At 59.2% G+C, this 19,016-nt stretch carries 16 protein-coding genes; 7 read left to right on the top strand and 9 right to left on the bottom strand.

The window, feature by feature from the left end; genetic code table 11:
• Both QZT71_RS12490 and QZT71_RS02775 read left to right on the top strand, forming a co-directional pair.
• Positions 1–65 (top strand): rubredoxin (locus tag QZT71_RS12490; protein ID WP_367112539.1); only part of this gene is annotated, 65 nt, incomplete at its 5' end.
• A 311-nt stretch (positions 66–376) separates the two neighbouring features.
• Entirely contained in the window at positions 377–802 is a 426-nt protein-coding gene (locus QZT71_RS02775; RefSeq protein ID WP_295912130.1) for a hypothetical protein, read from the top strand.
• A gap of 76 nt (positions 803–878) precedes the next feature.
• Here the strand turns inward: QZT71_RS02775 and QZT71_RS02770 are convergent, their stop codons facing one another.
• Positions 879–2,873: a dihydrofolate reductase gene (locus QZT71_RS02770; RefSeq protein ID WP_295912142.1), complete on the bottom strand. Its 1,995-nt coding sequence runs from the start codon at positions 2,871–2,873 to the stop codon at positions 879–881.
• Between the two features lie 269 nt (positions 2,874–3,142).
• On the opposite strand from QZT71_RS02770, the gene QZT71_RS02765 reads away from it, so the two are divergent.
• Positions 3,143–5,209, top strand: coding sequence for a beta-L-arabinofuranosidase domain-containing protein (locus tag QZT71_RS02765; protein WP_295912128.1), 2,067 nt, complete (start codon positions 3,143–3,145; stop codon positions 5,207–5,209).
• Between the two features lie 107 nt (positions 5,210–5,316).
• On the opposite strand, the gene QZT71_RS02760 is transcribed toward QZT71_RS02765, so the two are convergent.
• On the bottom strand, positions 5,317–5,979 hold the full coding sequence (locus QZT71_RS02760) for a porin family protein (RefSeq protein WP_295912126.1): 663 nt from the start codon (positions 5,977–5,979) through the stop codon (positions 5,317–5,319).
• A 363-nt stretch (positions 5,980–6,342) separates the two neighbouring features.
• Here QZT71_RS02760 and panC point away from each other — a divergent pair, with 363 nt between their 5' ends.
• Entirely contained in the window at positions 6,343–7,179 is an 837-nt protein-coding gene (gene panC, locus QZT71_RS02755) for a pantoate--beta-alanine ligase (protein WP_295912124.1), read from the top strand.
• A complete protein-coding gene (gene panD, locus QZT71_RS02750; RefSeq protein WP_295912120.1) occupies positions 7,179–7,538 on the top strand; it encodes an aspartate 1-decarboxylase in 360 nt (119 codons plus the stop codon). The genes panC and panD overlap by 1 nt, the downstream gene beginning before the upstream one ends.
• Positions 7,539–7,602: 64 nt before the next feature.
• On the opposite strand, the gene QZT71_RS02745 is transcribed toward panD, so the two are convergent.
• Positions 7,603–8,565 carry a DUF4842 domain-containing protein gene (locus QZT71_RS02745; RefSeq protein ID WP_295912117.1) on the bottom strand — a complete coding sequence of 321 codons (963 nt, stop codon included), beginning with the start codon at positions 8,563–8,565 and terminating at the stop codon, positions 7,603–7,605.
• A gap of 198 nt (positions 8,566–8,763) precedes the next feature.
• Here QZT71_RS02745 and QZT71_RS02740 point away from each other — a divergent pair, with 198 nt between their 5' ends.
• Both QZT71_RS02740 and QZT71_RS02735 read left to right on the top strand, forming a co-directional pair.
• Positions 8,764–9,276, top strand: a complete 513-nt coding sequence (locus QZT71_RS02740; RefSeq protein ID WP_295912114.1) for a DUF456 domain-containing protein — start codon at positions 8,764–8,766, stop codon at positions 9,274–9,276.
• Positions 9,277–9,326: 50 nt separating this feature from the next.
• Positions 9,327–12,188 (top strand): insulinase family protein, encoded by a 2,862-nt coding sequence (locus QZT71_RS02735; protein WP_295912137.1) that lies wholly within the window; start codon positions 9,327–9,329, stop codon positions 12,186–12,188.
• A gap of 250 nt (positions 12,189–12,438) precedes the next feature.
• Here the strand turns inward: QZT71_RS02735 and ahcY are convergent, their stop codons facing one another.
• From ahcY to ftsH, 6 genes are read right to left on the bottom strand one after another with little or no spacing between them, the layout of a single operon-like run.
• Positions 12,439–13,848: an adenosylhomocysteinase gene (gene ahcY / locus QZT71_RS02730; RefSeq protein ID WP_295912112.1), complete on the bottom strand. Its 1,410-nt coding sequence runs from the start codon at positions 13,846–13,848 to the stop codon at positions 12,439–12,441.
• A gap of 6 nt (positions 13,849–13,854) precedes the next feature.
• Positions 13,855–14,223 (bottom strand): riboflavin kinase, encoded by a 369-nt coding sequence (locus tag QZT71_RS02725; protein ID WP_295912110.1) that lies wholly within the window; start codon positions 14,221–14,223, stop codon positions 13,855–13,857.
• The gene (locus tag QZT71_RS02720) at positions 14,223–15,329 is read right to left on the bottom strand and encodes an AI-2E family transporter (RefSeq protein ID WP_295912107.1); all 1,107 of its coding nucleotides are present in this window, start codon (positions 15,327–15,329) and stop codon (positions 14,223–14,225) included. Before QZT71_RS02720 ends, QZT71_RS02725 begins: the two co-directional genes overlap by 1 nt.
• A gap of 12 nt (positions 15,330–15,341) precedes the next feature.
• A complete protein-coding gene (locus tag QZT71_RS02715) occupies positions 15,342–16,013 on the bottom strand; it encodes a phosphatidylserine decarboxylase family protein (RefSeq protein WP_295912105.1) in 672 nt (223 codons plus the stop codon).
• Positions 16,014–16,032: 19 nt separating this feature from the next.
• Positions 16,033–16,881 (bottom strand): phosphatidate cytidylyltransferase, encoded by an 849-nt coding sequence (locus QZT71_RS02710; protein WP_295912102.1) that lies wholly within the window; start codon positions 16,879–16,881, stop codon positions 16,033–16,035.
• 26 nt (positions 16,882–16,907) lie between these two features.
• Positions 16,908–19,010 carry an ATP-dependent zinc metalloprotease FtsH gene (ftsH, locus tag QZT71_RS02705; RefSeq protein ID WP_295912099.1) on the bottom strand — a complete coding sequence of 701 codons (2,103 nt, stop codon included), beginning with the start codon at positions 19,008–19,010 and terminating at the stop codon, positions 16,908–16,910.
• Positions 19,011–19,016: the final 6 nt, after the last annotated feature.

The following is a 19,016-nucleotide window of genomic DNA, read 5'->3' as shown; positions in this document are numbered from 1 at the left end:
CCGAAGACTGGGTTTGCCCCGTCTGCGGCGTCGGCAAAGACCAGTTCGAAGAGGTTGCCGAGTAACACCCGAAAGCGAAGCGCACTTGTAAAAAGGTGCGCTTCGCTGCATTCAGGAGGGATGTTTCAAAAAAATCGGGGGGGGGTATACAGGCTTTCCGAAAAATTGTTATTTTTGTCCGTCGCGCACGGTGTGCGGCTATAATCCAAATCAATACAATGATGAAAAAAATCCTATTCCTGATGGCTGCTACGGCCATAATCTGGGGGGGGGAAATGCTGTAACGGCACAAACCCTCGAACCCGAATTCGAGGGTGAGGTCGTCGGCGTATTCCCCGACGGCTCGTCCAAAAAGCTCGAAAAACACAACGTGCGGATGCGAACGGGCGCCGGCGTCTACATCGCCGGATTCGCAGCCAGCAAATCCAAAACGAAAATTCTCGTCGAAGGCGGCTCGGCCGGCGTGCGGTTCGACGGCACGGCACCGGTCGCACTCATCGTCCGCGCCAGGGACAACAAGGCCGACCCCATGTCCATCATACGCGTATTCCGCATGAAGAGCACCAAAAAGAACCGCTCGGCGGTGATTTCGGCCGTCGGGTCGTTCTCGGTGAGCTCCAACACGATGGACTACCTGCGGTTCTCGGCCGAAAAATACGGCGAAAGCTCCTACCGCCTGACCTTCGACGAACGCCCCGCAGGCGAATACGGCATCATCGTATCGAACCCCAACAACGTGGACGAGAAGATGGTAATCGTTTCGACATTCGCCATCGACGGCGAAGCCGGGACGAAAGAGTGACCCCGAAACCGGATAAAACGGAAGATGCGCCCCGGTACAGGGCGCATCTTTTTGATAAGTATTATCGTCGCAACAATCAGTTGACGTCGGGCAGGAACGAGTACTCTTTCGAATAGCCGAGCATCTGTTCCGTGTAGTTGGCCGGATAGCTGATTTTCACGTCGACCACCTTGCCGTCTTTCTCGACCAGTTCGAACTCGGGGTTCACGAAACCGCCGTAAGGCTCGATATTGAGTGCATAGTACCGGTCGCGCACCTCCTTGTGCAAGGCAGGGTCGACCTCGACGGCATACCGCTCGACAAGCGCCTTTCCAGCCTCGTAGTCGCCCTCCGACTTGATGCGCTGCACCTCGCGGAGCATATCGCCGAACAGCCCGCGCAGCTTCTCGAAGTCGTTGACCACCACGTACGTCTTACCGTTTTGCTCGACCATTTCGATCACCTTGTCGGCCTTGCCGCGCTCGTAGCACCACTCGCAGATCAGTTTGCGGTTGCGCATGTGCGACTCTTCGACGTTCTTGCCCGGCTCGATGCGCGCCAGCTGGGTCATCATGCCGTTCAGGATGTATTTCGCATATCCGGCTTTGGCCACGTCGAACGACGGCACCAGCCCCAGTTCGACCATCTTCGGATCGCCCAGGTAGTAGAGGCCGAACAAATCGGCGCGGGTCTCCTCGAGCGTCGAACTGTAACTCTTCAGCTCGTTGCCCTTGACGCCCGGCGCCAGCTGGCCCGAGCCGTGGCCCAGGCACTCGTGCAAATCGGTATGGAGGTCGTCGGCCAGTTTGCCGTATTTATCCAGGCGCTCGCGGTCGTCGGCGCGCAGCACGAACTCCTCGTTGAAGCCGTTGCCGTGCGCGGCCTGGTCGTACGCGTAGGTGATGTTGTCGATGGTCACCGATTTCGAACCGTACTCCTTGCGAATCCAGTCGGCGTTGGGCAGGTTGATGCCGATCGGCGTCGCGGGATAGCAGTCGCCGCCCAGCATCGCCACGGTGATAACCTTGGCCGACACGCCTTTCACCTTCTCCTTGCGGTAGGCGGGAGCAACGGGCGAATGATCTTCGAACCACTGCGCATTGTCGGAAATCACCTCCGTGCGGTGGCAGGCCTCCTTGTCCATAAAGTTCACGATGCCCTCCCACGACGCCTTGCGGCCGAGCGGATCGCCGTAATCCTCGATGAAGCCGTTCACGAAGTCGACGTTCGACACGGTGTCCTTCACCCAGCCGATGTTGTAACGGTCGAACTGGCGCAGGTCGCCCGTCTTGTAATAGTCGACAAGCGCCGCGATATTGCTTTTCTGCGGTTCGGCGGCTACGGCCTGCGCCTTTTCGAGCCAGTAGACGATTTTCTCGATGGCGGGCGAATACATGCCGCCGATTTTCCAGACGCGCTCTTTCACCACGCCGTCCTCCTTCACCAGCTTGGAGTTCAGGCCGTAGGAAACCGGCTCGGGATTGCCCGCGTCGGCAGCGGCCATGTCGGCGTAGAACTTCTCGACCTCGGCCTGCGTCACGCCCTCGTAATAGTTGTTCGACGAGGTCGCAATCAGGTCTTCGCCGGCCTTCTGGTTCAGGCGCGTGGGATAGAGCGCCGGATCGAAAATCGCCCGGCACACCTCGCCGCGCAGCGGATTCAGGCCGCCGAACTTCTCCTCGGGAATGGTTTCGATAACGTCGAGCAGATACCCCTCGGTAAATTCGGGCACGAACTTGTCGTTCGAATAATGGTGGTGTATACCGTTGGCGAACCACACCTTTTTCAGGTATTTCTCCAGCGCCTTCCACTCGGCCGCCGTGCGGTCGCCCTCATAATTTTCGTACACCGTTTCGAGCGTACGGCGAACGGCGAGGTTATATTTGAAATTCTGGTCGAAAAGGATGTCGCGGCCGCACTTCGTGGCCTCGGCAAGGTAATAAATCAACTCTTTCTCCTCCAGCGGGAGCTGTTCGAAGCCGGGGACTTCGTAACGGATGACCTTGATGTCGTCGAAACGGTCGACGATCCACGGGGCTTCGGTTTTCGACGCCCCGCAGCACGAGGTCAGTGCAACAGCGGTAACAGTCATAGATGTCAGTGTGAATAAATTTTTCATGTCGTTCGGGTTTGAATTTCCCCGAAATATACGGTTTTTTTGCGAATTATCCGCACACGGGCATTTTTACACGGGACCGGAACGCCCTGCCGGGACAGCCCGCCCCGGAAACGGAAGCCGCACGATTTTCCATAAAAACATACCGGTTCGTACCAGTATGCTGAAAATTTAATTATATTTGCAGCAACGAACGTCCTGGCCCCGTTCCGCACTTTAAAATAAAACAACATAAACCCGCACTGATGAAACCTGCAAAAACCCTGCTTCTGGCCCTGCCGTTACTGGCGGCGGGATGCAGTCCGGACAACGGCACTGCAAAAATCCGGCCGCTGGAGGCCGGAACGGTCACCGTCGAAGACACCTTCTGGAGCCCCCGTTTCGAAAAATGGGAGCACGTGACCGTCGGCGACATGCTGGACAAGTTCGAGGGCAACGACCCGGCGCATTTCGCCTGCGGCGTCGACGCATTCGAAAATTTCGACCTCGTGGCCTCGGGGGCCCGCGACATCGGACGCCATGCCGGCCCGCCGTGGTACGACGGACTGGTCTACGAAACGATTCGGGGCATCGCCGACCTGCTGGCACAGCGGCCCGATTCGGCGCTCAAGGCGCGCGTGGACGGCTACATCGCGCGCATCGAAGCGGCGCAGCAGAGCGATTCGGACGGGTTCCTGGGCACCCATACGCAACTCACGGAGGACGGCCACCGCTGGGGTGCGAACGGCGGTTTGCTGCGGATGCAGCACGACGTGTACAACGCAGGCATGCTCGTCGAGGCGGGCGTGCACTACTACAAGGCGACGGGCGATGCGCGCCTGCTGCGCATCGCCACCCGGTTTGCCGACTACATGGTGCGCATCATGGGCCCCTCGCCGAAAAAGAACATCGTTCCGGCGCACTCCGGCCCCGAGGAGGCGCTAATCAAGCTCTACCGGCTCTACCGCGACGAACCGCAGCTGCGCGAACAAACCGGGGCACAGTCCGCGGCCGGCGACTACCTGGCGCTGGCCGAGTTCTGGATCGGCAACCGCGGCGTACATTGCGGACAGCCGCTGTGGGGCACCTGGGGCAATGACAGCGCCGAGCGGTGGATTCATAAGAACCTGTACACCGCGCAGTTCGGCCCCGACGCCCGCCCCACGTGGGGCGACTATGCACAGGACTCGATTCGCGTATTCGAGCAGCCCGCCATCGTCGGACACGCCGTGCGGGCCACGCTGCTGGCGACGGGCATCGCCGCAGCAGCCTGCGAAAACGGCGACGAGCGGTACATCGCCACGGCCAAACGCTGGTGGGACGACATGGCCGGCCGCAAACTTTTCCTCACGGGCGGCGTCGGGGCCGTGCACTTCGACGAGAAATTCGGCCACGACTACTTTCTGCCGACGGACGCCTACCTGGAAACCTGCGCGGCGGTCGGCGTCGGATTCTTCAGCCAGAGCATGAACAGCCTGACGGGCGACGCGAAATACATGGACGAATTCGAACGCGCGCTGTACAACAACGTACTGGCAGGCGTTTCTGCTTCGGGCGACCGCTACACCTACCAGAACCCGCTCAACACCGACCGCAGCGAGCGCTGGGAGTGGCATCCCTGCCCGTGCTGTCCGCCAATGTTCCTGAAAATCGTTTCCGCCACGCCGGGATTCATCTATGCCGAAGACGGCAAGTCGCTTTACGTCAACCTCTTCATCGGCAGCCGCACCGACATCGCACTCGGCGGCACCCGCATAAACGTTCGGCAGCAGACGGGATACCCGGCCGACGGACAGGTCGATCTTACGCTCACGCCCGACAAGGCGAGCCGCTTTGCCGTGAGGATACGCATTCCGGGCTGGGCGCGCGGCGAGGAAAACCCGTTCGGGCTCTACGTTTCCGAAAGTAACGGAAAACCGCAGTTGTCCGTCAACGGAACCCCGGTCGAAATACGCCTCGAGCGGGGATATGCCGTAATCGAGAGGAGATGGCAGCCCGACGACCGCATCTCGCTGCAGCTTCCCGTCGCACCGCGCGTGATTCGCGCACACGAGCAGGCCCGGGAGCTGGACGGCAAGGTCGCGCTCGCAGCCGGCCCCTTCGTATACTGCATCGAACAGGCCGACAACGCGGATTACGACCGGCTCGAGCTCGACACCGCCGGCGGTATGCGGCTCGAATACCGCAGCGACCTGATGGGCGGCACGCCGGTCATCACCGGAACGGCCGTCACCGAAGAAGGCGTGCAGACCCGGTTCACCGCCATCCCCTACCATGCGTTCGGCAACCGCGGCAACGGCGGTTACCGGGTGTGGCTGCCGGCCCTGCGGTAAGGAGCGACAGGACAAAGCGCTAAAGCGCGGCAGAACAAATGCCGGGAGGATGTCTGAACATCCTCCCGGCATTTTTACATTTTGTCCGGACATGGCCGGACGGTTTTTCAGAAGTTGTAACCCAGCGAAATATAGAAGCTGCCGTTCTTGGCCTTGACCTCGTCGCCGTTCTTGAGGATATTCAACAGACCCAGGTCATAACCCAGGCTGACGTTGTAATGCTTCTTGAGCACCACGTTCGCCCCGAAACGCAATCCCAGGTCGGAACGCTTGAAAACCGCCTCTTCCTCGGCACCGTCGCCCAAATCCGTGGATTTGAACAAATCGGCCTTCTCGCCCTTGAACTTCGCCTTGCCGTGGATACCCAGGCCATAGAAAACACCGGCCAGCGGCTGTATCGAAACGCTCTTGATATTGAAGTGCCAGCTCACCGCAACGGGAACCTGCAAATAGAGCATATTGAACTTCACCTTGCCGGACAGCTCCTCGTCGAATCCGAGGTCGAAATCGGCGGCATTGATCGAAGCCCCGCGGCCGGTTACGTAAAGACCCGTTTCGAGATAAAGGGGAAGCATGCGCATGAGCGGCTGCTGGTAAACGAACCCGGCGTTGAACGATGCCCGCGAATCCAGCGAAACGCTCGCACTCCCGGCCGAAAAGTCGATGTTCGTCACGTTCAGACCGGCGCGGACTCCCAACACGCGCCCGCCCTGGCCGAATGCCGCCAGGCAGGCAGCCACAGCAAACACACAGAGAATAAATTTCTTCATAACCAATAAAAATTTTCGCCCCGGTTCCCGGAGGGCGGATTAATTTTACAGGCGAAAATACAGAACCGCCGCATTCCCGTTCCGTAACGGGACGGGAAACGGATACTTCCACCGTTGTTCAACCGGATGTAAATATAAGTGCTTTTTACCGTCCCCGGAAATAAAATCAACGAATATCCTCCTTTTTCGCACAAAAACACGGTTTCAGCGTACGGAAAGCGCATCCAGAAACGGCCCGGGCGCGACTTCGGAGCAGAAGAGGCCGCACACGGCGAAGAGGCCGGGTATTTTTTCCGTTTTTTTTCTTCTTTATGTCTGGGGGAATTTCTACCTTTGCCCCGCACAACTCGCATCAAGTAAGAGATGAAAGTATTTTCAAGTGTCAAAGAGCTTCGCGCCGAACTGGACAAGGCGAAGCAATCGGAAATCGGCTTCGTGCCGACGATGGGCGCCCTGCATGCGGGACACCGTTCGCTCGTCGAGCGCGCGCGGCGGGAAAACGCCGTCGTCGTGGTGAGCGTCTTCGTAAACCCCACGCAATTCAACGACAGGAACGACCTGAAGCACTACCCCCGCACCCCGGAGGCCGACGCACGCCTGCTGGAAGAGGCCGGCGCGGACTTGGTGCTCATGCCCGCCGTCGAAGAGATATACCCCGAGCCCGATACACGGCAGTTCGACTTCGGACTGATCGACAAGGTCATGGAGGGCGCGACGCGCCCCGGACATTTCAACGGGGTGGCGCAGGTCGTCAGCCGCCTGTTCGATATCGTACGCCCCGCACGGGCCTACTTCGGCGAGAAAGATTTCCAGCAAATCGCGGTTATCAAGGCGATGGTACGCCAGTTGGCGCTCCCGGTCGAAATCGTCGAGTGCGAAATCGTCCGCGGCGAGGACGGACTGGCGCTCTCGTCACGCAACACGCTGCTCGATGCGGCGCACCGCGCCGCGGCGCCGCACATTTACGCTGCATTGCGCGCCGCAGCCGGCAAGTCGCAGCAAATGGCTCCCGCCGAGCTGAAAGCATGGGTCACGGCCGAAGTGGAGAGCGACCCGCTGCTGAAAGTCATCTACTACCAGTCGGTCGACGCACGAACGATGCAGGAGGTCGCCGCATGGAGCGACGCCGAGCGTATCCAGGGCTGCATCGCCGTACAGGCCGGAGATATTCGTTTAATCGATAACATTCGTATCCGATAATGAAATTCCAGATTGAAGTCATCAAATCCAAGATCCACCGCGTAACGGTCACACAGGCCGACCTGAATTACGTGGGGAGCATCACCATCGACGAGGCGCTGTTGGAAGCCGCAAACATCATCGAGGGCGAAAAGGTCCAAATCATGGACATCAACAACGGAGAACGTTTCGAAACCTATGTCATCAAGGGCGAACGCGGAAGCGGCTGCATCTGCCTCAACGGCGCTGCGGCACGCAAGGTACAGGTGGGCGACGTCATCATCATCGCATCCTATGCGCTGATGGATTTCGAAGACGCAAAACAGTTCAAGCCGTGGATCGTATTTCCCGACACGGCGACCAACCGGCTCGTGAAGTAGCCCGGAAGGCGGACAAATGAAAAGGCGAACCTCACGGTTCGCCTTTTTCGTTGTTTACCGAGGCTTATTTCTCGTAATCCCAAAGATCGCCGTTGGCGCCGTCCTTGAGTGTCGCCGGGGTGTAAACGTTCTCACGAACGGAACGACCGAGCAGTACCGCCTCGTTACCGGTGCGGAGCCACTCGTCGAACCCGGGCCAGGCCTTGCGGATGTTGCATTTCTCGACCGGATAGCACCACTTCTTCGTCAGCGCGATACCGTAAGGCACCCCTTCGTCGTTTATCATGTTGAACTTCCGGTCGGCGTCGAAATTGGTCGTCGCGGCATAAAGCCGGTCGTCGCCGTTGACGATAAACCAGACCACCGGGAACACAGACTGCGTGGTCGTGCATTCGAACACCGGCTCCAACTTGTTGGAAACCTTTTTCGTCGGCTTCGCAAGGTCGGTATTAATCGGGAACGAGCGGTCGTTGAAAAACAGATCGCGGCGGATGTCTTCGGTCACCATATGCTCTTTGATCTGACCGTCGGCGTCCCGGTAGAGAAACCCGAAACCGACCGTCGCACTGCCGCCCAATGCCACGGGCTGCACCGAAACGGTATGCGTGCACGGCTCCGTCCCCGAATAATACCACGGGACGTCGGATTTCACACGGCAGTGGAGCACTACGTCGTTGTAATCGCAGTCGCCGCTGCGGGTATCCTCGAAAGAGAGGTAGTTCCAGTAGGAGGCGAAACCGAATTCGCCGAAAATTTCTTCGTCGGAATAACTGACCTCGAGCCCACCGGCACGCGTCAGGGCGTATGCCGGAACGGAAATGGTCAGCGGGCTGCGGGTTGCGGCCAGTTGTTCGCCGCCGAGCGAAACCACGGTCGTGAATCCCTCTTTCACAGGGACTTCGTATGCGGTCATCGGTTCCAGCGCAGCGATGTTGACGTTGCGGTTGATGTCGCTTTTTACTTTGTCGACACACGACACGGCGAGCGCAGCGCAGCCGGAAAGCAGGAAAATACGGACAGATTTCATAAAAGGGGATAAGGGTTCATATACAGTGAGCGCACAAAGTAACTCTTTTTTTACCGAAGGTCCAAATAAACCGGGGAAAATCAGCGCCACACGCGGAAAATCGGGCCGTGCGGAGCGCCGGGCCAAAATAAAAGCCCGATTTATTTGCATTTTCACCCCTGCGCCCTTATCTTTGTAAGAGTCATCATCCACAAGACTATGGACATAGCCCTCTCCGTCGCAGCATTCCTGCTCTCGATCGCCGGCATCATCGGCTGTATCGTCCCTGCCCTGCCCGGTGTGGTATTCAGTTATGCGGGCCTGCTCTGCGCCTGGTTCACCTCCTATTCGCACATGTCGGCAGCCTCCCTGTGGATATGGCTGGCAATCACGGTCGCCGTCAGCGTAGCCGACTACTTCCTGCCCGCATGGATGACCCGCCGCTTCGGGGGCTCCCGTTCGGGCGCCATCGGCGCCACAATCGGCGTATTTGCCGGTTTTTTCATCTTCCCGCCCCTCGGCATCATCCTCGGGCCGTTCGCAGGCGCCGTAATCGGCGAACTGTTAAACGACCGGCGCGACTTCCCGAAAGCCGTCCTCGTGGGATTCGGCTCCTTCCTCTCGTTCGTCGTCGGCACCGGAATCAAGCTCGCGGCAGCAATCGGAATGTTCATCCACGTCACGGCGGACACCTATCCGGCCGTACGGGACTGGTTCGTGACAATTTTCTAACCCCAGAGATAATGAAAAAGTTTCTACTCCTTACGGCAGTCATCGTAGCGATGCTGGCCGCGGCTTGTTCCAAGTACAAGTACGAAACGGTAGCGGGCGACCCGTTGAACACCCGCATCTACACGCTCGACAACGGCATGAAGGTCTACATGAGCGTCAATAAGGAAACGCCGCGCATCCAGACCTACATCGCCGTCAAGGTGGGCGGCAAGAACGACCCGGCGGAAACCACGGGCCTGGCCCACTATTTCGAGCACCTGATGTTCAAGGGCACGCAGCAGTTCGGCACCTCGGACTATGCGGCCGAGAAACCGATGCTCGATGAAATCGAGAACCTGTTCGAGGTATACCGCAAAACGACGGACGAGGCCGAGCGCGCCGCCATCTACCACCGAATCGACTCGGTGAGCTACGAGGCATCGAAAATCGCCATTCCCAACGAGTACGACAAACTGATGTCTGCCATCGGCGCCAACGGCACCAACGCCTTTACGTCGCAGGACATGACGGTTTACGTCGAGGACATTCCCTCGAACCAAATCGACAACTGGGCCAAAATCCAGTCCGACCGTTTCAGGAATCCCGTAATCCGCGGCTTCCACACCGAGCTGGAAACCATTTACGAGGAGAAGAACATGTCGCTGACCCAGGACAGCCGCAAGGTATGGGAAGCCATGGACGCCGCACTCTTCCCCCACCATCCCTACGGCACGCAGACCGTGCTGGGCACGCAGGAGCACCTGAAAAACCCGTCGATCACCAACGTCAGGAATTACCACAAGACCTATTACGTGCCGAACAACATGGCCGTCTGCGTGTCGGGCGACTTCGATCCGGACGAGATGGTCGCCACAATCGAAAAATACTTCGGCGACATGCAGCCCAATCCCGATCTGCCCAAACTGCATTTCGAACCCGAACAGCCGATTACCTCGCCCGTCGTGAAAGAGGTTTACGGCCTGGAGGCCGCCAACGTGATGCTGGGATGGCGCCTGCCGGGCGCGACCGATAAATCGACCGATGTCAGCGACATCGTCGGCTCGGTGCTCTACAACGGACAGGCAGGCCTGATCGACCTCGACCTCAACCAGCAGCAGAAAGTGCTGTCGGCCTACGGCTACGCATCGACGCAGCCCGACTACGGCACGTTCCTCGTAGCCGGCCGCCCGAAAGCCGGGCAGTCGCTGGACGAAGTGCGCGACCTGCTCCTGGCGGAAATCGCCAAGCTGCGGAACGGGGACTTCGACGAAAAGCTCATCGAGGCGACCATCAACAACTACAAACTGGATCGGATGCGCTCGTTAGAGGACAACGGCAACCGCGCAATAACCTACGTTTATTCGTTCATCTACGGCAACGACTGGGCCGACGACGTACAGCAGCTCGACCGCATGTCGAAAATCACCAAGCAGGACGTCGTGGACTGGGCCAACAAGTACCTCGGCCCCGAAAGCTACGCCATCGTCTACAAGCGCGAAGGCAAAGACCCCAACGAACAGAAAATCGCAGCCCCGAAAATCACGCCGATCGTGACCAACCGCGACAACAAGAGCGAGTTCCTCGCCGAAGTGCAGAACACGCAGGTCGAACCGATCGAACCGGTATTCGTCGACTACAAGAAAGACATGTCGCAGTTCCCGGCGCAGAAGGGCGTGGACGTGCTCTACAAGAAGAACGACACCAACGACATCTTCACCCTGATTTACGTGTTCAACACCGGCACGGAGAACGATCCGGCGCTGAACCTGGCCTTCAACTACCTCGGCTACCTCGGCACCGACAAGATGACCGCCGAGCAGATTGCATCGGAAATGTACGACAACGCCTGCTCGTTCTACCTGAACGCCGGACCCAACCAGAGCTGGATACAGATACAGGGATTGAGCGAGAACATGGGTAAAGCCATGGAGATTGTCGAGGGATTGATTGCCGGGGCCAAACCCGACGAAGCCATCCTGCAGAACCTCAAGGGCGACATGATCAAGAGCCGTGCCGACGCCAAGCTCAACCAGGGCCGCTGCTTCAGCGCCCTCCAGCGCTACCTGTTCTACGGCAGCGACTTCATCCGCCGCACCACCCTCCCCAACCCCGAACTGCAGGGGCTGACATCGGAGCAGCTGCTCGCCAAGATCAGCGACCTGACGGGCAATCAGCATGAGGTGCTCTACTACGGGCCGATGGACGAAAAAGAGGTGAAAGAGGCATTGGCCGAGCACCACAAGGCAGCCGCCGACCTGAAGCCGCTGGAGAAGAAATTCAGCGTCCAGCAGCCTACCGACCAGAACAAGGTCGTACTGGCGCAATACGACGCCAAGCAGCTCTATTACCTCCAGTATTCGAACCGCGGCGAAAAACTGGAATTGGCGGCCGATCCCGAAATTTCCCTCTACAACGAGTATTTCGGCGGCGGCATGAACAGCATCGTATTCCAGGAGATGCGCGAAGCCCGCGGCCTGGCGTATTCGGCGTGGGCCACCCTCGCAACGCCCTCGAACGCCAAAGGCGACTACTTCTTCTACGCGTTCATCGCAACGCAGAACGACAAGCTGCAAAAGGCCGTCGAGGCATTCGACGACATCATCAACAACATGCCCGAATCGGAGGCTGCGTTCAACATCGCCAAGGAGGCGCTCATCACACGCCTGCGCACCGACCGCACGGTGAAGAGCGACGTGCTGTGGAGTTACCTCAGCGCCCGCGACCTCGGACTGACGGAACCGCGCGCCAAACAGATTTTCGAAAAGGCGCAGGAAATGACGCTCGCCGATGTCAAGGCGGCACAGGAAAAATGGATTAAGGGCCGCAAATACGTATACGGCATCCTGGGCGACATTCAGGATCTCGATTTGAACTACCTCAAGACGCTCGGGCCGATCCAGACCGTGTCGCAGGAGGAAATATTCGGATATTGACCCCTGCAGGGCAAAGCCCCGGCCCGGCCAAACGCCGGTATGGAAAACCCCGCTGTCTTTCGACAGCGGGGTTTTCATGCATTCCGGGTTCAGTCGCGGCGCACCCCGGCCGTCACAGACCGCAGCGGCGGGATTATGCGTATCGTCGCCTTCCGGGCAACTTCCTTCCCGGACACGACAACGGAAACGGAAGCCCCGCCATCCGGCAAAGCTTCCGTTCGCATGGGAAAGACACCCCGGATACGGGGAATCAATAGCGGTAATGTTCGGCTTTGTAGGGGCCGTCGGGATTCACGCCGATGTAGTCGGCCTGTTTCTTCGTAAGGTGCGTGAGCTCCACGCCGAGGTTGTCCAGGTGCAGGCGCGCAACCTCCTCGTCGAGGTGCTTCGGCAGGCGGTAAACCCCCACTTCGAGCTTCTCCTGCCACAACTCCATCTGTGCGAGGCACTGGTTCGTAAAGGAGTTCGACATCACGAACGAGGGATGTCCCGTGGCACAGCCGAGATTCACCAGGCGGCCTTCGGCCAGTACGAAAATCGAATGGCCGTCGGGGAAGGTGAACTTGTCGACCTGCGGTTTGATATTGGTCTTGACAGCCCCCGATTTCTCGAGGCGCGCCATCTGGATTTCGTTGTCGAAATGGCCGATGTTGCAGACAATCGCCTGGTCGCGCATCTTCTCCATATGTTCGAGCGTGATGATGTCGCAGTTACCCGTGCAGGTGACGAAGATATTCCCCTCCGCCAGGGCGCTTTCGACGGTCTTCACTTCGAAGCCCTCCATTGCCGCCTGCAGAGCGCAAATAGGGTCGATTTCGGTCACGATGACACGGGCGCCGTACGAACGCATCGAAGCCGCACAGCCCTTGCCTACGTCGCCGTAGCCGCAGACCACGACCACCTTGCCCGCAATCATCACGTCGGTGGCGCGCTTGATGCCGTCGGCCAGCGACTCGCGGCAGCCGTACAGGTTGTCGAACTTCGACTTGGTGCAGGAGTCGTTGACGTTGATGGCCGGAACGAGCAGTTCGCCGGCCTCCTGCATCTGGTAGAGGCGGTGCACGCCCGTCGTGGTTTCCTCGCTCACGCCTTTCCAGTCGGCTACCGTGCGGTGCCATTTGTCCTTATCCTCGCCAAGGATCGTTTTGAGCGTGTCCAGAATCACCTCCTCCTCGTAGGACGAGGGGGCGTAGTCGAGCGTCGAAGCATCCCCTTCGGCCTTGTATCCCTTGTGAATCAGCAGCGTGGCGTCGCCGCCGTCGTCCACAATCAGCTGGGGGCCCTTGCCGCCCGGGAACGAAAGCGCCATGGCGGTACACCACCAGTATTCGGGCAGCGTTTCGCCTTTCCACGCGAAGACCGGAACGCCCGCTTCGGCGATAGCCGCGGCGGCATGATCCTGCGTCGAGAAGATGTTGCACGAGCACCAGCGCACGTCGGCGCCCAGCTCGACGAGCGTTTCGATCAGCACGGCGGTCTGGATGGTCATGTGCAGCGAGCCCATGACGCGTACGCCTTTCAGCGGTTTCTGCGGGCCGTATTTGCGGCGCACGGCCATCAGTCCGGGCATCTCGTGCTCGGCGATTTCAATCTCTTTGCGTCCCCATTCGGCCAGCGACATGTCGGCGACCTTATAGGGCATAGTCAAATCCAAAAACATAGGTTGTTATTTTTTTAATTTCAAGATATATTCCTTGTCCCTTGCCAACTGCTCACGCAACTCTTCGATTGTAGCGAAGCGACGCTCGTCGCGGATTCTGCAAACCAGCACGACGCGCAGCGTACGGCCGTACAACGATCCGCCAAATCCGAAAATATGCGTTTCGAGATGCCGCTCCGAACCGCCGACCGACGGGTTGCGGCCCAGGTTGGACATGGCGTCGTAGCACGCTCCGTCGATTTCGACACGGGAGTAATAGACTCCGTCCGCAGCGCCGACGGAATCGGGAACAGCCATATTGGCCGTCGGAAATCCCAGTTCGCGCCCGAGGCGGCGTCCGTGTTCCACAACGCCCTCTATCGTCACACCCTCCATCAGATTTTTTCGGTTAACTTACGCACCAGCCGGAACTGGGAGAAAAACTCCTTGGCGAAAACGCGCAGCACGGTATACGACGGAATGGCCAGCAGCATGCCGAGGATTCCGGCCAGCGAACCGGCAATCAGAATTACGAGGAAAATTTCGAGCGGGTGCGCCTTGACGCGCTCGGAATAGAGCGTCGGCTGGAGGACGAAATCGTCGAGCCCCTTGAGAACCAGCAGCGAGCCGGCGATAACGAACGCCGTATGTCCCACGCTCATGCCCTCGATAGGGGTCACGATGCCCACGAACACCGACACCACGCCGCCGATCAGCGGCCCGGCGTAGGGCACCACGTTCATCACGCCCATCACGAGGCCGATGAACGCCGCGTCGGCGGCCTTCATGCCGAAGGCCATCATCGTCAGCGACACCGCCACCATCAGCATCAGGCTCTCCGAAAGAATCCCCGTGAAATAGCGGGCCAGCAGCAGCGTGACCGAATCGAGCGCCCGGGTGATATTCTCGTGGTAGCGGTCGGGGAACATCGCCGTAATCATGGAGTAGAACAGTCCCTCGTCCCGCAGGAAGAAGAAGGTAATGAACGTGATGGAGAAAATGGCGATGACCGAGGAGAGTACGACGTTGACAATCGACGAAAAGATGGTGTTGAGCGATTCGATGTCGATCACCTGCTTCAGGGCGGAGGCGAGCGCCTCCGAAAGCGACAGGGAACTCTCGGGCATGGCGAAGAACTCGTGCAGGTAATTCTGCGCCCGGGCTACCGGCTCCTCGATACTGCCCACCACCGTAGCGAAATCGACATTCGAGAATTGGTATATCTTGTTGAAAACGAGCGGCACGAACAGGGAGCAGAGCGTGGCCAGCACCACCCAGATAACAATCAGCGTCGCCAGCGCAGCCAGCCAGCGGGGAATACGCCACCCTTTGACATGCAGCGCGGCGAGGCGTTTCACGAGCGGATTGCCCATGACGGCCAGCACCGCAGAAATCAGGACATAAACGACAATCGAACGGAAATACCAGACCAGGAAGAGGATGGCCGCAGCAATCGCCGCGCCCACGATAAACTTCAGGATAGTCTGGGGAGTCGTCTGCATAGCCGCCGGAGTTTAGGCCCTGTGCAGGCGTGCAATCGGAGTCTGCGAACCCACGACGGGATCGCCGATTTCGACCAGCAGTTCACTGTCTTTCGGCACCAGCACGTCGACGCGCGAGCCGAATTTGATAAAGCCGCAGACGCTGTTCTGCTCCACGGGCTCCCCGACTTTCATGTAGGAGATGATGCGCCGGGCAATCAGGCCCGCAATCTGGCGGAAGAGCACTTTGCGGCCCGAGTCCATCCGCACCACAGTCGTCGTACGCTCGTTCTCGGTCGACGACTTGGGATGCCAGGCAACGAGGAAACGCCCCGGATGGTATTTGAAATATTCGACCGTACCCCCCACGGGAACCCAGTTCATATGGACGTTCGTCACGGACATGAAAATCGAGATTTGCAGCATCTCCTCGTCGAGGTACTCATTCTCGCGGACAACCTCCGTCACGACCACACGGCCGTCACAGGGCGAGAAAACCAAATCGGCATCGTGTATGCGCACACGACGCGGCTCCCGGAAAAACGCCACGATAAAAAACCAGAACAGCAACAGCAGTACCGCGCTTACCCACAGCAGCGAGACACTCGAATCGCTGACAAGCAGGTGGTAAATCAGCCAAAACAAAAGCACACAGACAGCGCCCGAGATACCGATGATTTTATAGCCTTCCTTATTTATTCTCATAACTTAATTAGGTTTGCAGTTACATCACAAAAAGCATATAGACGAACACGAACGGCGCAGAAAGCAACATGGCGTCGAAGCGGTCCAGCATCCCGCCGTGGCCGGGAATCAGCTTCCCGGAATCCTTGACGCCCGCGGCGCGCTTGAACATCGACTCCACCAAATCGCCCAGCACGCCCGAAACGGCTGCGACCAGCGCCAGGCCGGCCCACACCCAGACGTGGGCGTCGAGCACTTTCGCGGCGACTACGCCCATGACGACAGCGCCGGCCAGGCCGCCGAAGAATCCCTCCCACGACTTTTTGGGGGAGAGGCGCTCGCACAGGCGGTGGCGTCCGACAGACATACCGACCAGGTAGGCGAAAACGTCGTTGGCCCAGATGATGAAGATGTATGCGATCATCACCCACGGGTTCCACGTATCGCTGCCGACCATCGGAATGTAGCACATCAGCGACAGCGGCAGCGCCACGTAGCACACGCCCATCATCGTCGTTCCGATTCCGGCGGCCGGATTTTCATTCCGGCGGTAAAGCTCGCAGATGAACATGGCGGGCAGCAGCAACAGCAGGAACGCAAGGCCGCAGCCGTACGCCTGCCGGGCACTGCCCAGTATCTCGATGTCTTCCGACACGAAAGCGAAGTTGAGTACGAAAAGTACGATGCCCGCCACGAGTCCCACGATTTTCTGCGGGGAATTGCCCTGTTTCCCGGCAAGCGCGTAGAATTCGTGCATCCCGACCGCAAGCAGCACCAGCAGCAGTGCGCCGAAACTCCATTGCGACCAGGCAATGGCCCCCAGCACCACCGCGGCGAGGACAAGGCCGCTCATCGTGCGTACTGCGAGGTTCTTCATTTTTTCACTCATCAGCTATTCAAGCAGGTTAGGTTCGTTTATTCGGGTTCGGCGCTCGCGGCGGCAGTGCTGCCCGCAGGCGCTTCTTCGGCGGCCGTCTGCGCGACGGCGGAAGCGGCGGACGGTTCGGAACTCTGCGCCGCAGCAGAGGATGCAGGCGCCGCGCCCGGCACGTCTGCGGCATTTCCGGCGGCTTTGGCTTCGGCCTCTTTCCGCTCACGCAGGATGTCCTTCTTGCGTTTGCCGAAAATGCGCTCCACGTCTTCGGTGAAGACCACTTCGCGCTCCAGCAGCAGTTCGGCCAGCTCCTTGAGCCCGTCGGCATGCGCCTTGAGCACGTTCTCGGCCATCGCGTACGCTTTTTCGATAACCTGTTTGGCCTCGGAGTCGATCTGCTGCGCCGTGAGTTCCGAATAGGGTTTGGTGAAGGCCATGTCGCTCTGGCCCGTCGAATCGTAGAAACTCAACGTGCCGACGTTCTCGCTCATGCCGTAATAGGCCACCATGGCGTAAGCCTGCTTGGTGACCCGCTCCAGGTCGTTGAGCGCCCCGGTCGAAACCTCGCCGAAGGTCAGCTGCTCGGAAACCCGTCCGCCGAGCGTGGCGGCCAGTTCGTCCATCATCTGCTCGCGCGTGGTAATCTGCCGCTCCTCGGGCAGGTACCACGCCGCGCCGAGGGCCTTGCCGCGCGGGATGATCGTCACCTTAATCAGCGGACTGGCGTTCTCGAGAATCCAGCTTACCGTGGCGTGCCCCGCCTCGTGGTAGGCGATTACGCGCTTCTCTTCGTCGGTGATGATTTTATTCTTGCGTTCGAGGCCCCCCACGATGCGGTCGATGGCCGCGAGGAAATCCTCTTTCGAAACGAATTTCTTATTGTGACGCGCCGCAATCAGGGCCGCCTCGTTGCAGACATTGGCGATGTCGGCGCCCGAGAAACCGGGAGTCTGGCGCGCAAGGAACGAACGGTCGAGCTTCGGATCGAGTTTCAGCGGGCGCAGGTGGACGTTGAAAATCTCCTCGCGCTCCTTGACGTCGGGCAGCCCCACCTCGATCTGGCGGTCGAAACGCCCGGCGCGCATCAGCGCCTTGTCGAGGATGTCGGCGCGGTTCGTGGCCGCGAGCACGATGACACCCGCATTGGTCTGGAAACCGTCCATCTCCGTCAGGAGCTGGTTCAGCGTATTTTCGCGCTCGTCGTTGCCCGAGAACCCGGCATTCTTGCCGCGGGCACGGCCGATGGCGTCGATCTCGTCGATGAAGACGATGCAGGGAGCTTTCTGCTTGGCCTGTTCGAACAGGTCGCGGACACGCGAAGCGCCCACGCCCACGAACATTTCCACGAAATCCGAGCCCGAAATCGAGAGGAAAGGCACGTTGGCCTCGCCGGCGACGGCTTTGGCCAGCAGCGTTTTACCCGTTCCCGGAGGGCCTACGAGCAGCGCCCCTTTGGGGATTTTAGCGCCCAGTTCCCGGTATTTGTCGGATTTCTTGAGGAAGTCGACGATTTCCATAATCTCGACCTTGGCCTCCTCCAGGCCGGCCACGTCCTTGAACGTCACGCGTTTGGTATTGTCCTTGTCGAACACCTGCGCCTTGGCTTTGCCCACGTTCATGATGCCGCCGCCCGCACCGCCTCCGGCGCCGCGCGACATCGACCGCATGACGAAAATCCACACGCCGATAATCAGCACCCAGGGCAGCAGGTTGATAAGCACGTTCGTCCAGCCGTTTTCCTTGTTTTCGTAAACGACGGGCACCGTCTGTCCCGACTGCTGCTCGGCGGCTTTGAGGTCTTCGCGGAACGAATCGACCGAGCCGATCGTGAAGATGAGCTGCACGCCCGTTTCAGGCATCCGGCGGAAACGCTTGTCCACCGAATCCCTGCGGTATTGCTCGGCGGCCTCCTTCCTGAGGAATACCTGCGCCTGGTCGCGGTTGACAATCTGGATTTTCTCCACGTCGCCTTTCTCGACCATCTGCTGGACGGTAGTCCAGTCGCTGCTGACCGGCGTGTCGTTGACATCGCCGAACACGTACCAGCCGATGATGAAGGCGCCGATCAGTCCCCAAATCCACATCATCGAGGGCCGCGGCATGTTCATATTCAGCTTATTATTGTTCTTACCCTGTTTTGCCATATCAAA

The sequence above is a fragment of the uncultured Alistipes sp. genome, from assembly GCF_902388705.1.
Lineage (GTDB): Bacteria > Bacteroidota > Bacteroidia > Bacteroidales > Rikenellaceae > Alistipes.
Note: the sequence above shows the minus strand (reverse complement) of the source record. Positions and strands in the feature narration are given on the sequence as shown.